Annotated in this window: 16 protein-coding genes; 3 read left to right on the forward strand and 13 right to left on the reverse strand. The window is 62.9% G+C overall.

All coding sequences use genetic code 11. The features are described 5' to 3' along the window. Positions 1-63: 63 nt before the first annotated feature. The 8 genes from dapA to AC57B6_RS13550 form a co-directional block, all read right to left on the reverse strand. Complete coding sequence (dapA, locus tag AC57B6_RS13515; protein ID WP_028199524.1) at positions 64-978, reverse strand: 4-hydroxy-tetrahydrodipicolinate synthase; 915 nt, start codon at positions 976-978, stop codon at positions 64-66. A 43-nt stretch (positions 979-1,021) separates the two neighbouring features. Continuing rightward, complete coding sequence (locus AC57B6_RS13520) at positions 1,022-1,633, reverse strand: class I SAM-dependent methyltransferase (protein ID WP_046570240.1); 612 nt, start codon at positions 1,631-1,633, stop codon at positions 1,022-1,024. Between the two features lie 23 nt (positions 1,634-1,656). After that, a complete protein-coding gene (locus tag AC57B6_RS13525) occupies positions 1,657-2,859 on the reverse strand; it encodes a tryptophan--tRNA ligase (protein WP_028199522.1) in 1,203 nt (400 codons plus the stop codon). A 6-nt stretch (positions 2,860-2,865) separates the two neighbouring features. Beyond that, the gene (locus tag AC57B6_RS13530; RefSeq protein ID WP_028199521.1) at positions 2,866-3,528 is read right to left on the reverse strand and encodes a site-2 protease family protein; all 663 of its coding nucleotides are present in this window, start codon (positions 3,526-3,528) and stop codon (positions 2,866-2,868) included. Positions 3,529-3,575: 47 nt separating this feature from the next. Beyond that, the gene (locus AC57B6_RS13535; protein WP_496421518.1) at positions 3,576-4,211 is read right to left on the reverse strand and encodes an L-threonylcarbamoyladenylate synthase; all 636 of its coding nucleotides are present in this window, start codon (positions 4,209-4,211) and stop codon (positions 3,576-3,578) included. 97 nt (positions 4,212-4,308) lie between these two features. Beyond that, positions 4,309-5,139, reverse strand: a complete 831-nt coding sequence (locus tag AC57B6_RS13540; protein WP_028199519.1) for a 3',5'-nucleoside bisphosphate phosphatase — start codon at positions 5,137-5,139, stop codon at positions 4,309-4,311. Positions 5,140-5,242: 103 nt separating this feature from the next. Further along, the gene (locus tag AC57B6_RS13545) at positions 5,243-6,127 is read right to left on the reverse strand and encodes an alpha/beta fold hydrolase (RefSeq protein ID WP_028199518.1); all 885 of its coding nucleotides are present in this window, start codon (positions 6,125-6,127) and stop codon (positions 5,243-5,245) included. 85 nt (positions 6,128-6,212) lie between these two features. Continuing rightward, positions 6,213-7,124 carry a ferritin-like domain-containing protein gene (locus AC57B6_RS13550; protein ID WP_496421519.1) on the reverse strand — a complete coding sequence of 304 codons (912 nt, stop codon included), beginning with the start codon at positions 7,122-7,124 and terminating at the stop codon, positions 6,213-6,215. A 318-nt stretch (positions 7,125-7,442) separates the two neighbouring features. Between AC57B6_RS13550 and AC57B6_RS13555 the strand changes: the two genes are divergently transcribed. The 3 genes from AC57B6_RS13555 to AC57B6_RS13565 all read left to right on the forward strand — a co-directional run bounded on the left by AC57B6_RS13555 (position 7,443) and on the right by AC57B6_RS13565 (position 9,531). Continuing rightward, positions 7,443-7,967: a gamma carbonic anhydrase family protein gene (locus tag AC57B6_RS13555; protein WP_028199516.1), complete on the forward strand. Its 525-nt coding sequence runs from the start codon at positions 7,443-7,445 to the stop codon at positions 7,965-7,967. A 64-nt stretch (positions 7,968-8,031) separates the two neighbouring features. Next, complete coding sequence (gene hslO, locus AC57B6_RS13560; protein WP_028199515.1) at positions 8,032-8,982, forward strand: Hsp33 family molecular chaperone HslO; 951 nt, start codon at positions 8,032-8,034, stop codon at positions 8,980-8,982. Between the two features lie 168 nt (positions 8,983-9,150). Then, a complete protein-coding gene (locus tag AC57B6_RS13565; protein ID WP_491564027.1) occupies positions 9,151-9,531 on the forward strand; it encodes a hypothetical protein in 381 nt (126 codons plus the stop codon). 57 nt (positions 9,532-9,588) lie between these two features. Here the strand turns inward: AC57B6_RS13565 and ftsB are convergent, their stop codons facing one another. The 5 genes from ftsB to AC57B6_RS13590 all read right to left on the reverse strand — a co-directional run bounded on the left by ftsB (position 9,589) and on the right by AC57B6_RS13590 (position 15,161). Then, positions 9,589-10,023, reverse strand: a complete 435-nt coding sequence (gene ftsB, locus AC57B6_RS13570) for a cell division protein FtsB (protein ID WP_030101783.1) — start codon at positions 10,021-10,023, stop codon at positions 9,589-9,591. 107 nt (positions 10,024-10,130) lie between these two features. Then, the gene (eno, locus tag AC57B6_RS13575; RefSeq protein ID WP_042322785.1) at positions 10,131-11,414 is read right to left on the reverse strand and encodes a phosphopyruvate hydratase; all 1,284 of its coding nucleotides are present in this window, start codon (positions 11,412-11,414) and stop codon (positions 10,131-10,133) included. A 164-nt stretch (positions 11,415-11,578) separates the two neighbouring features. Further along, on the reverse strand, positions 11,579-12,433 hold the full coding sequence (gene kdsA / locus AC57B6_RS13580) for a 3-deoxy-8-phosphooctulonate synthase (RefSeq protein ID WP_028199511.1): 855 nt from the start codon (positions 12,431-12,433) through the stop codon (positions 11,579-11,581). Continuing rightward, the gene (pyrG, locus tag AC57B6_RS13585) at positions 12,430-14,103 is read right to left on the reverse strand and encodes a CTP synthase (RefSeq protein WP_030101781.1); all 1,674 of its coding nucleotides are present in this window, start codon (positions 14,101-14,103) and stop codon (positions 12,430-12,432) included. Before pyrG ends, kdsA begins: the two co-directional genes overlap by 4 nt. 254 nt (positions 14,104-14,357) lie before the next feature. Then, entirely contained in the window at positions 14,358-15,161 is an 804-nt protein-coding gene (locus tag AC57B6_RS13590; protein ID WP_106351635.1) for an alpha/beta fold hydrolase, read from the reverse strand. Positions 15,162-15,205: the final 44 nt, after the last annotated feature.

The raw sequence follows: 15,205 nt of genomic DNA on the forward strand, positions 1-15,205 counted from the left end.
GTCGGTTAAGGGAATGCCGGTGGCAGGCTTTGGTTAAGCTGGGAGTTGCCGGGACAAACCCGTTTAGCCCAGCAGACCCGCTTCGCGCAACGCGCCGCGCACCACTTCGTGGTATTGCGCGTCGAGCGGCGTGAGCGGCAGGCGGATTCCGCCCTGCACACGACCCAGTTGCTGCAATGCCCATTTCGCGGGAATCGGGTTCGATTCGATGAACAGGTTCTTATGCAGCGACAGGAGTTTCAGATGAATCTCGCGGGCAGTCTTGGCGTCCGCGGCCAGCGCGGCTTTGCACAGCTCGCTCATCGCGCGCGGCGCGACGTTCGCGGTGACCGAAATATTACCGTGGCCGCCAAGCAGCATCAGCGCGATTGCCGTGGGATCGTCACCGCTGTAGATGCCGAAATGGGCCGGCGCCGACTTGATCAGGTGCGCGGCGCGATCGATGTTGCCGGTCGCCTCCTTCACACCGATGATGCCCGGCACCTGCGCGCAACGCAGAATCGTTTCGTTGCTCATGTCCGCGACCGTGCGGCCCGGCACGTTGTACAGGATCACCGGCAGATCGACGGTTTCGGCAATCTTCGCGAAGTGGCGATAGATGCCTTCCTGGGTCGGTTTGTTGTAGTACGGCACGACCTGCAAGGTGGCGTCCGCGCCGACTTCCTTGGCCTGCTGCGTGAGTTCGATGGCTTCCGTGGTGGAGTTGCCGCCCGAGCCCGCGATCACCGGAATCCGGCCCGCCGTATGCTCGACTGCGGTTTTGACCATCAGCACGTGTTCCTCGACCGACAGCGTGGCCGACTCACCACTCGTGCCGACCACGACCAGTGCGTTCGTGCCCTCTTCGATATGCCAGTCGATCAGTTTGCGAAACGCCGGCAGATCGAGGCCGCCGTCTTCGAGCATCGGGGTAATGATGGCAGGAATGCTGCCGCGAATCTGAACGCCGCCAGTGCTGCTTTGATTGCCGTTAGTCATGAAACGCCATGAATTTGATCAGGTAAACCGCGATTGTAGCGGATTAGCCAGCCAGCTCGTAACAAGGCGGGGGCACCGCCTCTGCGCGGCCGGCTGAACGATCCGCCTCCATGATTGCGCATATCCGCTGGACGTAAGCCGGACGCGGCTGCGCGAGAAATCCGTCTTCAAATGCGACCACCCGGAGATGGCCTCGCACCGCGTCGAGCAACTCGCCGGGCGCGAGCAAAAACGCCGGATTAGACGGTTTGCCGACGCTTTCGTTGCCTTGCGCAAAGGTCTCGTAAACCAGCACGCCGCCGGGCGCGAGCGAACGCAATAGCTGCGGAAAGAGCGGCCGGTGCAAGTAGTTCGTGACCACGATCGCGGCAAACTTCGCGTCGGCGGGCAACGGCCACGCGGCACCTTCCAGGTCGGCAACGAGGGTGGTGACAAGCGCTTCATCGCGCATCAGGTCCAGGGCGGCCGCGTCCCGGTCGAGCGCGGTCACCGGATGGCCCAGCGCGGCAAAGAAGCGCGCATGCCGCCCTGCTCCCGACGCCACGTCGAGCACCGCGCCGCCCGGCGCGACCAGATGCGCCCAATGACGCACCCAGCGCGACGGTTCGCCGTTTCCGTGCGAAAAACCGTCCGGCATGGTCGCGGGCGTGCTCATCATGTCAGCGCGACGAAGTGGTGTCAGTTGTACGAGAGGCCCATTGCCTCGCGCACGTCGCGCATCGTTTCCGACGCGTACTTGCGAGCCTTGTCGCAGCCGTCGGCGACGATCGCGCGCAACAGCGACGGATCGTCCATGTACTTCTGCGCACGCTCCAGCATCGGCTGCTGTTCGCGCAGAATGCCTTCGATCACCGGCTGCTTGCACTCGAGGCAACCAATCCCAGCCGTCCGGCAACCCTTCTGCACCCACTCGTGCGTGGCTTCATCCGTGTAGACCTGGTGCAACTGCCACACCGGGCACTTGTCCGGATCGCCCGGATCGGTGCGGCGCACGCGAGCCGGATCGGTCGGCATGGTGCGCACTTTCTTGGCGATCGTTTCCGCGTCTTCGCGCAGGCCGATCGTGTTGCCGTACGACTTCGACATCTTCTGCCCGTCCAGACCCGGCATACGCGACGCCTCGGTCAGCATGGCTTGCGGCTCGACCAGAATGATCTTGCGCGAGCCTTCGAGATAGCCGAACAGACGTTCGCGATCGCTCATCGACAGGCTCTGCGATTCCTGCAGCATGGCTCGCGCCTGTTCGAGCGCTTCGTCGTCGCCTTCCTGCTGATAGGCGTTGCGCAGTTCGTGATAAAGCTTGGCGCGCTTGCCGCCCAGCTTCTTCGCGGCTTCATTGGCCTTCTCTTCGAAGCCCGGCTCGCGGCCGTACAGGTAGTTGAAACGGCGCGCAATTTCGCGCGTCATTTCGACGTGCGGCACCTGATCTTCGCCGACCGGCACGAGCGAGCCGCGATACAGCAGAATATCCGCCGCCATCAGCACCGGATAGCCGAGGAAGCCGTAGGTGGACAGATCCTTGTCCTTCAGCTTCTCCTGCTGCTCCTTGTAAGTCGGCACACGTTCGAGCCAGCCGAGCGGCGTGCTCATGCCGAGCAGCAATGCCAGCTCCGCATGCTCGGGCACCTTGCTCTGGATGAAGAGCGTGGCCTGCGCCGGATCGATGCCGGAGGCGAGCCAGTCGATCAGCACGTCCCAGACGTTCTTTTCGATCACTTCGGGCGTTTCGTAGTGCGTCGTCAGCGCGTGCCAATCGACCACACAAAAGAAACACGGGTATTCGGACTGCAGCCGCACCCAGTTTTTCAGCACGCCGTGATAGTGGCCGAGGTGCAGCGACCCGGTGGGCCGCATGCCGGAGAAGATACGGTCTGGGAACATGGTTATTTAGAAAAGCGAAACAAGTGGAGTCAGAATTGCGGTGATCGCACCATAGCCGAGCGTGACGAGCGGGCTGAGCCAATAACGCGTGAGCGTGCCCGTCATGACCAGCGCCATGACGATGAAAAAACCGTACGGCTCGAGGCGCGACAGCGTGATCGACTGCCGCGGCGGCAACAGCGCCATCAGCACGCGGCCGCCGTCGAGCGGGGGCAACGGGAACAGATTGAGTACGCCAAGCACAAGGTTCACGCCGACGCCGGCGGCCGCCATACGTGTGAAGAAAGGTTCGTCGACGCCCATTACAGCAAGCGCGACGCCGACGAGGCCCCACACCAGCGCCTGCACGAAATTGCAGGCCGGCCCGGCGGCCGCGACCCACAGACTGCCCCAACGCGGATTGCGCAGATTGCCGAAGGCGACCGGCACGGGCTTCGCGTAACCGAACATGAACGCGCCGCTGGTGGCGAAGTACAGCAGCAAGGGAATCGCGATCGTGCCGAGTGGATCGATATGGCGCATCGGATTGAGGGAGACGCGGCCGAGCACGTACGCGGTATTGTCGCCGAGCCAGCGCGCGACGTAGCCATGCGCGGCTTCATGCAGCGTGATCGCGAAAATCACCGGCAACGCGTAAACCGCAATGGTCTGTATCAGGGAAGAATCCATAACTCGCTATTGTAACAACGCGACTGCGTGCGTCTGTCCGCTTTCGCTCATGCCGTCTCTTCGAGACCGAACGGCGCGAGCGAACCGCGCCCCGCCCGCACCAGCACTGGCTCGGCGCCGCTCAGATCGATCACGGTAGATGGCTCGCACACGCACGGGCCGCCGTCGATCACGAGATCCAGCTGTTTCTCGAGCCGCTCGCGAATCTCTTCCGGATCGTTCAGCGGCTGCGTTTCGCCCGGCATGATCAGCGTGGAACCGATCAACGGCTGCCCCAGCTCTTCGAGAATCGCCAGTGTGATGGCGTGCTCAGGCACCCGCAGGCCGATCGTCTTGCGCGACGGATGCGACAGGCGCCGTGGCACCTCCTTGGTGGCCTGCAAGACGAACACATAGGGGCCCGGCGTGACCGATTTGATCAAACGATACCGACGGTTATCGACCATCGCGAAGTTCGCCAGCTCCGACAGATCGCGCACCAGCAGCGACAGCAGCGCCTTCTCGTCGAGCCCGCGAATCCGCCGCAAACGCTCGACCGCGTCCTTGTCGTCGAGATGACAGGCGAGCGCGTAGCTCGAATCGGTCGGCAATGCGACGACGCCGCCATCGTTGATGATCTGCACGGCCTGCTTGACGAGGCGCGGCTGCGGGTTATCCGGATGAAGCCGAAAGTATTGGGACATTTTGGCTAACGGTGACTACGGAAGGAAAATCGGGTGAACGCAAGCCCGTCGAACAAGGGCTTTCGCGCGTATCGTGCCGCCGTGGCGCGGCGCGCGATCACAACCAGCGTTCCCAAACAGGCTTGAGATCGGAAGGCAGTTGCGGCAGCGTGCCGAGCTCGATGCGGCCTTCACCGGGTGCATGGAAGTCGGAACCGCGCGAGGCTTCGAAGCCATAACGGCGCGCGACATCCGCATATTCGCGGTACTGATCCGGCGTGTGACTGCCCGTCACCACTTCGATGGCTTTACCGCCCAGGTCGATGAATTCAGCGAAAAACGCGTCGAACTCCAGCGGCGAGTAGGCGTAGCGACCCGGGTGCGCGACGATCGCCTCGCCGCCGGCCGCCTGAATCCAGCCGACCGCATCCGCCAGTTTCGCCCACCGATGGGACACATAGCCGGGCTTGCCGTCGCCGAGATAGCGATTGAACACGTCCTGCGTCGAGCTGGCGTAGCCGCTTTCGACCATGAAACGCGCGAAGTGCGTGCGCGAAATCATGTCCGGATTCGATACGTATTTGAGCGCGCCCTGATAGGCATCGGGAATGCCGAGCGTGGCCAGTTGTTCGCCGATTGCTTCGGCGCGCGCCGCGCGGCCGTTGCGGGTGCGCGCGAGGCCGTCGATCAGGATCGAACTGGTTGGATCGATGCCGAGCCCGACAATGTGCACCGTGCGCGAAGCCCATGTCACCGAGATTTCCACGCCACTCACGTAAGCCATGCCGAGCGCCTCCGCGGCGCTGCGCGCTTCGTGCTGGCCGCCCAGTTCGTCGTGATCGGTCAGCGCCCACAGCGTCACGCCGCCCGCGTGCGCGCGGCGCGCGACATCGGCCGGGGCGAACTGGCCATCGGAAACGGTGGAGTGACAGTGGAGGTCGGCGTTCATCTTTGTCTTGAGAAGGTTCTGTGCTCATTTTACTGCAACGCAGTAAGTGACCGCAGCGCTATCTCGCGAAAGCGGATCTCGCACCGAAACTTTTTTGCAAGCTTCAGGCGCAAAAACCCTCGATCAATGCGGCCACCTGCTCCGGCTGATCGTGATGCACCATGTGTCCGGCTTCGTCGATGATCTTTTCGCGCCAGTTCGGAAACGCCTGGAAACGCGCCTTGAATTCATCGAGTGGAATCTCGCCGGCGATCTGGGCAAGCGTGGGCGAATTCGCGGCCTCGACGTGCAGCACCTTGGCGGCGACCTTGCGCCACACCGCCATCACTTCGTCGAGCCGGTACAGCGTCGGTCCGCGCAGTTTGTGCGCCGGATCGGCGAGCAGCATGAAGCGCCCTTCTCCGTCCGGCCTGGACCAATGCTGCGCGAGGAACTGCGCACGCGGCAAAGGGAGGCGCGGATTGGTCTTGATCAGGCGCCCGGCGACCTCGTCCAGCGACGCGTAGCGCTTCAGTTGCGGCGGATCGCGCAATTCGTCGAGCCAGTTGCGCAGACGTTTGGGCGCCTGCGCCGAGTGCGACGGCGCCAGACCGAAGCCCTCCAGATCGACCACGCGCCGCACCCGTTCCGGCCGCACGCCGGCATACAGGCAGACGATGTTCGCGCCCATGCTGTGGCCGACCAGATTCACTTCGCCGGTCGGTGCATAGTGGTCGAGCAGCGCGTCGAGATCGGCCAGGTAGTCCTGAATCCAGTAGTTGCCGCCGCCGCGCTCGGCGACCGGCCAGTCCGACAGGCCGAAGCCGCGCATATCGGGCGCGATCACCTGCCAGTCGCCGCCCAATGCGTCGACGACGAACTGGAACGACGCCGCCACGTCCATCCAGCCGTGCAGCATGAACAGCATCGGCGCGTCGGGGTTGCCCCAGCGCCGCACGTGCAGACGGATGCCGCGCACGGCGACGAATTCAGACCTGGAGGTATTCATGAACGGCGCGCCCGAAAAAAGAATGATCGTTCGATTATAACGAGATAGCCCGACGATGCGCGGGAGCTGAGTGTGGAAAAAGGCTTCAGTCCGGCGCGGCCGGCGGGACGGAGGGTTCCGAATCGAGGCCCGCCAGAGCGACCAGCGCAGCCAGTTCCGTCTCATCGAAACCGGCGTCGCGGCGTGCCTCGAAATTGAACGGACCGCGTAATTTCGGTGCGTGATACTGCTCGGCGAGGCGCGTGTAGGTGGTATGCGGATCGACACCGCTCTCGTCGCACAGATGCCGAAACCAGCGGTTGCCGATCAGCACGTGGCCAATTTCGTCGCGCAGGATCACGTCGAGAATCGCCGCCGACGCGTGATCGCCCGCCTGTTGCAGACGGGCGCGGATGGGCGGCGAGGCATCGAGGCCACGCGCCTCGAGGGTGCGCGGCACCAGCGCCATGCGCGCCAGCACGTCGGCACGGGTGCGCTCGCACATATCCCAGAGGCCGTCGTGGGCGGGAAAATCACCGTAGGCATGGCCGAATTCCGCCAGCCGCGCGACCAGCAGCGAGAAATGATGAGCCTCTTCCGCGGCAACCTTGAGCCAGTCTGTATAGAACGCGGCGGGCATGCCGGCAAAGCGCCAGACGGCGTCGAGCGCGAGGTTGATGGCATTGAATTCGATATGCGCCAGCGCGTGCAGCAGGACGGCCCGTCCTTCGGGCGATTGCATGCTGCGGCGCTTCAGCTTGCGCGGGTCGACCAGTTCGGGGCGCGCGGGACGACCGGGCAAGTCCGGCGGCTCGGCGAGTTCGAGGTCGGCGGGACAGGCGAGGCGGCCCTCGAGCACTGCGGCGTATAGCGCACGGGCCGCGTCCGCCTTGGTTGCCGGATCGATTTCGCGCAATGTCGCCAGTGCCGCCGTACGCGCGCAATTCGCAAGATTCAAAGTACTTTCAGGATTCGATACTGGCGCAGCGGGCGAACGAGACGGAATAGCGGAATTCATGGCGACAGGTTGGCAAAGAGCACGGCAAAAGGCGCGGCGAAAGGCAAAACCAGGCGGCACGGCGTTCGCCAAAGCTGGGCGCAGGACCGCTTGCAGCACCGCCAAGCGGCCTAAGCACACAACCGTTTACAATACTCGATTCGACCATCTCGCGTGCCTGTTGCGCAGGTCCGGCAGGGCAACCCGCTCCATCGCGACCTTTCGGGCATTCTCGAGCGTTTTGCAGCCCAGTTTTGCAGCCCCGAGGCAGCCCGTTCGTGGCCCGTTCGCCCCGAGCCAACCCGTGCAGCACCTGGCGACCGATCAAGAGGAGACACCGTGACAATTTACAAGCTTGGCGAAGCAGCCCCGACCATCCATGAAAGCGTGTTCGTCGCCGATTCGGCGAACATCATCGGCAAGGTAACGCTTGAAGAAAATTCGAGCGTCTGGTTCGGCGCGACGATTCGCGGCGACAACGAACCGATTACCGTTGGCGCGGGCAGCAACGTCCAGGAAAACGCGGTGCTCCATACCGATCCGGGCTTCCCGCTGACGATCGAGCCGAATGTAACGATCGGCCACCAGGTCATGTTGCACGGCTGCACGATCAAGGAAGGCTCGCTGATCGGAATTCAGGCGGTGGTCTTGAATGGTGCGGTAATCGGCCGCAACTGTCTGGTTGGAGCGGGCGCCATCGTCACGGAAGGCAAGGTGTTTCCCGACAATTCGCTGATTCTCGGCGCGCCCGCCAAAGTGGTGCGCGAACTGACCGAGACGGATATCGCCAATATGCAGCGCGGCACGGCAAGCTATGCCGAGCGCCGCGAATATTTCAAGGCGCAGCTCGTGCGCATCGGCTAACCAGCCGGAGCGCGCGGCGCGCACGGCGCAGCATCAGGCTGCGTCATTCGACCGAGGAAAAGTTGTGAGCGACCAGTTGCAAAAATTCATGTTCAGCGCGGCGCCGGTGCGCGGCGAGATCGTTTCGCTGCGCAATACGTGGCAGGAAGTGCTGACGCGCCGGGACTATCCGGCGCCCGTGCGGACGATTCTGGGCGAGATGATGGCTGCGTGCGCGCTGCTTTCGGCGAACCTCAAGTTTGACGGCACGCTCGTCATGCAGATTTTCGGCGACGGGCCGGCGAAGATGCTGGTGGTGCAATGCAGCTCCGACCTGTCGATGCGCGCCACCGCCAAGCTCTCCGGCGAAGCGGGCAGTACGATCGACGACACCACTTCCATGATCGATCTCGTCAACGCGAGCGGCCACGGCCGCTGTGTGATCACGCTCGACCCGCGCGAGAAGCAGCCCGGCCAGCAGCCGTATCAAAGTATCGTGCCGCTGTCGGGCGTGGACGGCCCGCTCAAGTCGATGTCCGAAGTGCTCGAACACTACATGCATCACTCCGAGCAGCTCGACACGCGCCTGTGGCTCGCGGCGAACACCGAACGCGCGGTCGGCATGCTGTTGCAGAAGCTGCCCGGCGACGGCGGCATCGTCCCGCATCCGGGCGAGCTGGATGCGGATACGTGGGAGCGCGTTTGCACGCTCGGCGGCACGATGTCGCAAGACGAACTGCTGAAAGAAGAGCCGGCTACGATTTTCCGCCGCCTGTTCTGGCAGGAAAACGTCCAGCATTTCGAGCCGGCCACGGCGCGCTTCGAGTGCAGCTGTTCGCGCGAGAAAGTCGGCGCCATGCTGAAAATGCTGGGCCGCGAAGAAGTGGACGGCGTAATCGAAGAGCGTGGCCACGTCGAGATTCATTGCGAATTCTGCAACCAGCGCTATGAGTTCGACCCGGTCGACGTGGCGCAACTTTTTGTCGCCGACGCGCTCTCACAAGGTGTGACGCCGGCCGCCAGCCAGCGGCACTGAAACGGCCCGGCGGCGGCTTATTACGCCCCTGATTACCGCAGTAAAATGACACGTCGCCAGGTGCCTTTTCGAGGCGCCGGCGGCGCGTTATCGTTGAGCGTTGCGTTGGATCGTCGGCGGTGCGCGTTGCGCATGTTTTGCTTAGGCATCCGACCGATGGAGATCAAAATGAACATCAATACATCGCTAAAGCACTGCATGCGCACATTCGCCGTGCTGGCAGCCATTGCCGGCGGCGCCGCGCTGACGGGCTGCGTGATGGACCCGCCGGGACCGTCGCCGATTTATAGCCGGTTGCCGGCCGACCAGTCGGGCATGGCCAGCACCGCGCAGCCGCTCACGCCCGAAGAACGTGAGCGCTACGACGCGATCGACCGTCAGGTGATGGCCGAGCAGAATCAGGCGATTGCCGCCGACAACGCGGCTCAGGCGTATGCGCGTTACTACTCGCCGCCCGTCAACGTGTACGGCGGTTATTACGGCGGCGGTTGGGGGCACGGCTGGGGTACGGGCGTCGGATTTGGTTATTCGCCGTACTGGGGCTGGTAAGCCGAAGCGGATACCCCCGAACAGGAGCGCCGCGAGCGATAAGGCCTGGCGCCACGCTCAGTGCGTGGCCTTCTTATCTTTGACCGCGGCCTTACCGGCATGCTTTCGATCCGGTTTCGCGCGCGACTCCGGATTGGGCACCACATGCAGCGGCGCCGCCGACACCTCACCACGCGTAGAGGTGGTCGCTGAAGAAGTATTGGTATTTGGCAAAGGGGCGTTCGGCGAAACGAACTGCACGAATACCTCGCCGTCTTTCACCATGCCCATTTCGTAGCGCGCCCGCTCTTCCACCGCGGCCGTGCCGTTCTGCAGATCCTGCACTTCGCCCTGAATGCGCTCGTTGCGCAGCTTCGAATCGGCGTTCTTCTGCAGTTGCTGCGCCAGTTGCTGCTGCAACTCATGCACGCGCAACCAACCGCCGTGCCCCCACCAGAGCGGGTACTGGATCAGCGCCAGTAGAACGATCAGGACAGCAGTGACAAGCCGCATGAAGTAAGCACAATAAATACACGCCGCCCTGCGCTATACGCAGGGCGGCGGGGTCAATCAGAAACGAAGGATAACCGGCTCATTGGTCGGCGCTAGCAGCAGGACCATTAGCGCAGATTGTAGAACGCCGACTTGCCCGGATAGCTAGCGATATCGCCGAGGTCTTCCTCGATGCGCAGCAACTGGTTGTATTTCGAGATACGATCCGAGCGCGACAGCGAACCCGTCTTGATCTGACCGGCGTTCAGGCCGACTGCGATGTCCGCAATCGTCGAATCTTCGGTTTCGCCCGAGCGGTGCGAGATCACAGCCGTGTAGCCGGCGCGCTTCGCCATTTCGATCGCCGCGAAGGTTTCCGTCAGCGTACCGATCTGGTTGATCTTGATCAGGATCGAGTTGGCGATGCCCTTCTCAATGCCTTCCTTCAGGATGCGCGTGTTGGTGACGAACAAGTCGTCGCCCACCAGTTGCACCTTCTTGCCGAGCTTGTCGGTCAGTGTCTTCCAGCCTGCCCAGTCGCTTTCGTGCATGCCGTCTTCGATCGAGACGATTGGGAACTTGTCGGCCAGGTTCGCCAGGTAGTCGGCGAATTCCGTGGACGACAGTTGCAGGCCTTCGCCCGCCAACTGGTACTTGCCGTCGTGATAGAACTCGCTGGCCGCGCAGTCGAGCGCGAGCAGCACGTCTTCGCCCGCGCGGTAGCCGGCCTTTTCAATGGCTTGCAGAATGGTCGACAGGCATTCGTCGTTGCTGCCGAAGTTCGGTGCGAAGCCGCCTTCGTCGCCCACCGCCGTGCTCATGCCGCGGTCCGACAGGATCTTCTTCAGCGCGTGGAACACTTCGGCGCCGCAGCGCAGTGCTTCGCGGAAGGTCGGCTGGCTGACCGGCACGATCATGAATTCCTGGATGTCCAGGCTGTTGTTCGCGTGCGCGCCACCGTTGACGATGTTCATCATCGGCACCGGCAGTTGCATCGCGCCCGAACCGCCGAAGTAGCGATACAGCGGCAGGCCGGCTTCTTCAGCCGCAGCCTTCGCGACGGCCATCGAAACAGCCAGCATCGCGTTCGCACCGAGGCGCGACTTGTTGTCGGTGCCGTCGAGTTCCAGCAGGGTCTTGTCGAGGAAAGCCTGCTCGGAAGCGTCGAGGCCCATGATCGCTTCGGAGATTTCGGTGTTGATGTGCTCGACGGCCTTCAGCACGCCCTTGCCGCCGTAACGGCCGGCTTCGCCGTCGCGCAGCTCGATCGCTTCACGCGAACCCGTCGACGCGCCCGACGGCACCGCAGCGCGGCCCATCGTGCCCGATTCGAGCAGCACGTCGCATTCGACGGTGGGGTTGCCTCGCGAATCGAGAATCTCTCGACCGATGATATCTACGATAGCACTCATGGTTTCCTCAAGAAATGACGTTGAATTCTTTACTGTGAAACTGCACCGGACACCGCCGGTCTCCCCGGCAAACTACTGGCGCCCTGATGCTTTCGACGACCATTGCGTGCATTCGCCGCGCACCGATTATGCAAGCCCATCGTGACACGCGGTGAATGCCTGAATCAGTTGAAATCGCTTTCGAGGAACGGCGCGCGCTTGACCGCCCGATCGAGCGTAACAAGCGTTTCGAGCAGCTCGGCCATGCGATGCAACGGTACCGCGTTCGGGCCGTCCGACTTGGCTTCCGAAGGCTTCGGATGGGTTTCCATGAAGAGACCCGACACGCCGACGGCTACCGCGGCACGCGCCAGCACCGGCACGAATTCGCGCTGGCCGCCCGAACTCGTGCCCTGCCCGCCCGGCAACTGCACCGAGTGGGTAGCGTCGAACACGACCGGCGCCTTGGTTTCGCGCATGATCGCAAGCGATCGCATGTCCGAAACCAGGTTGTTATAACCGAACGACACGCCGCGCTCGCACGCCATGAAGCGGTCTTCCGAAAGCCCCGCTTCACGCGCCGCATCGCGCGCCTTGTCGATCACATTCGTCATGTCGTGCGGTGCGAGAAACTGGCCTTTCTTGATGTTGACCGGTTTGCCCGAACGCGCACAAGCCTGAATGAAGTCAGTTTGACGGCACAGGAAAGCAGGCGTTTGCAGAACGTCGACCACCGACGCAACCTGCTCGATCTCATGCTCCGCGTGCACATCCGTCAGCACCGGCAGACCAAGCTGACGCTTCACTTCCGACAGAATGCGCAAACCTTCGTCCATGCCCAGACCGCGAAACGACTTGCCGCTGCTGCGGTTGGCTTTGTCGTATGACGATTTGTAGATGAACGGAATGTTCAGTTTCGCGCAGATTTCTTTCAGCTGGCCTGCCGTATCGATCGTCATCTGCTCCGATTCGACAACACAGGTGCCTGCGATCAGGAAAAACGGCTTGTCGAGCCCGATTTCGAAATCGCCCAGCTTCATGCTTTCTCCCCGACTTCCGCCGTCGTGCGCGGCTGCTGGTGCGCGAGCGCCGCTTCGACAAACGACTTGAACAACGGATGGCCGTCGCGCGGCGTGGACGTGAATTCCGGGTGGAACTGCACGCCGACAAACCACGGGTGCATGCTGCGCGGCAATTCCATCATTTCCGGCAGATCTTCACTCGGGGTACGGGCGCTGATGATAAGGCCACCGGCTTCGAGCTGGGGCACGAAACGGTTATTGACCTCATAACGGTGACGATGGCGTTCGTTCACATCCTTGCCGTAGATCTCTTCGGCCATCGTGCCGGGCTTGATCGGGCAACGTTGTGAACCCAGGCGCATCGTGCCGCCCAGATCCGATTCTTCGGTACGCTTCTCGACCCGGCCTTCACGGTCGTACCACTCGGTGATCAGCGCAACCACGCGGTTCTCGGTTTCCGGATCGAACTCGGTGCTGTTCGCGTCTTTCAGGCCGACCACGTCGCGGGCGAATTCGATCACGGCCAGCTGCATGCCGAGGCAGATGCCGAGATACGGCACCTTCGCTTCGCGTGCATAGCGGATCGCGGCAATCTTGCCTTCAGTGCCGCGGCGACCGAAGCCACCCGGCACGAGCACGGCATCCAGATGCTTGAGGCTCTCGACGCCTTGCGTCTCGATCTCTTCCGAATCGATGTACTCGATGTTGACCTTGGTCGACGTATGCATCGACGCATGGCGCAGCGCTTCGATCAGCGACTTGTACGACTCGGTCAGATCGACATACTTGCCGACCATGCCGATCGTGACTTCGTGCTTCGGATGCTCGAGTTTTTCGACGAGATTCGCCCACATCGACAGATCGGCGGGCTTCGGCGTGAGCTTGAGCTCTTCGCAGATGATCGCGTCAAGACCCTGGTCGTGCAGCATCTGCGGAATCTTGTAGATGCTGTCGGCGTCCCACACGGAAATCACCGCGTCTTCCGGCACGTTAGAGAACATCGAGATCTTCGCGCGCTCGTCGTCCGGAATGCGGCGGTCGGCGCGGCACAGCAGCACGTGCGGCGAGATACCGATTTCACGCAGTTTCTGCACGCTGTGCTGGGTCGGCTTGGTTTTCAGCTCGCCCGCGGTCGCGACCCAGGGCACCAGCGTGAGGTGCACGAAGCACGCGCTGTTGCGGCCCATGCGAAGACTCATCTGACGCGCGGCCTCGAGGAACGGCAGCGATTCGATGTCGCCCACGGTGCCGCCCACTTCGACGATGGCGACGTCCGGCTCACCGCACGTAGCGGAAGCCGCGCCGCGTTCGATGAACGCCTGGATTTCGTTGGTGATGTGCGGAATGACCTGCACCGTCTTGCCGAGATAATCGCCACGGCGTTCCTTGCGGATCACCGATTCGTAAATCTGGCCTGTGGTGAAGTTATTGGCCTTGCGCATCTTCGTGCTGATGAAGCGCTCATAGTGGCCAAGATCGAGGTCAGTCTCCGCTCCGTCTTCCGTCACGAACACTTCGCCGTGTTGAAACGGGCTCATCGTGCCGGGGTCGACATTGATGTAGGGATCGAGCTTGAGGAGGGTGACTTTAAGACCGCGCGATTCGAGGATCGCGGCGAGGGAAGCGGCGGCAATACCCTTGCCGAGGGAAGATACTACGCCGCCGGTGACGAAAACATATTTGGTCATCGCTGGATGCTCGCGGGAAAAACGGATTATACCGTAAAGCAGGGTCTCAACCCAGCGAATTCCTGGCGACATCCGCACGAAAGTATGCCGCGGCGATGGCAATCGCCGTCCATCGATCATGCACCGTTTTCGCGGCGCCGGTGAAGCGCGTTAGTGGGTCGCACCGCGCTAGCGTCTGCCGTCACGCCTCTTATGGTCAGGCCGCCACGCCGGTGAACGCCGACGCCGCCTCGCGCGCGGCGCCCGTCACGGCCTTAAGCGCGCCGCTCCAGTTCGCGCAACATCCGCTGCACCGCACGTGCGGTTTCGAGCGGTTTTTCCATTGGATACAAATGGCTGCCTTCGATCCATTCCACATGCCCGCCGGTTGCGCGGCGGGTGGCGTCCAGCCCCGCCTGGCGCACTTCCTTTGACCGCGTGCCGGCGATGAACCCAACCGGCACCGGTGCGCCACGCGCGAGGCGGGGCCCAAGCGTATGCGGCAAGGTCTTGTAGATCTGATATTCGGTGCGCCGGTCGAATGCGAGCGAGCGCCCGCCGTCGGGCGAGCTCTGCGGAATGCCGAAGTCGATGTAGTCCGACAGCATGCGCTCGTCCCAACGCGCGAACGCCGGTTTCGAATGAAAGTGCCGCCACGCCTCCTCGCGGCTTGCCCACTGCGTACGGCGCGTGCGGGTGGCCGCCGCGGGCGACAGGCGTTCGTCGAGTCCCGTCCATTGCGACACTCGCAGCATGCTGCTGCGCCAACCGGCGATCACGGGCGAATCGAGCATGATCACGCCTCTCACCCACTGCGGCTTTTTCAGCGCCGCCATCAGCGACAGATAGCCGCCCAGCGAATGGCCGACCAGCCACACCGGCTGCTCGTAAGACCGGCCCACGTCGTCGAGCAACTGCTCGACCAGATGCGGCCAGTCCTGCGTGACCGGATAACGCGCGTCGTGACCGATGCGCTCGATCGAGCGCAGTTCGTAGTCGTCGGCGAGCTCGGCGAAGATCGTTCGGTAAGTCGACGCCGGGAACCCGTTCGCATGCGAGAAGTGGATGATGTTTTTCAACTGCGGCACTCTCCGTTCTGTTTCGGCGCCTGGGCCCCGCGCCT

The sequence above is a fragment of the Paraburkholderia sp. BGA-UO-ETr-F12 genome (assembly GCF_059567945.1).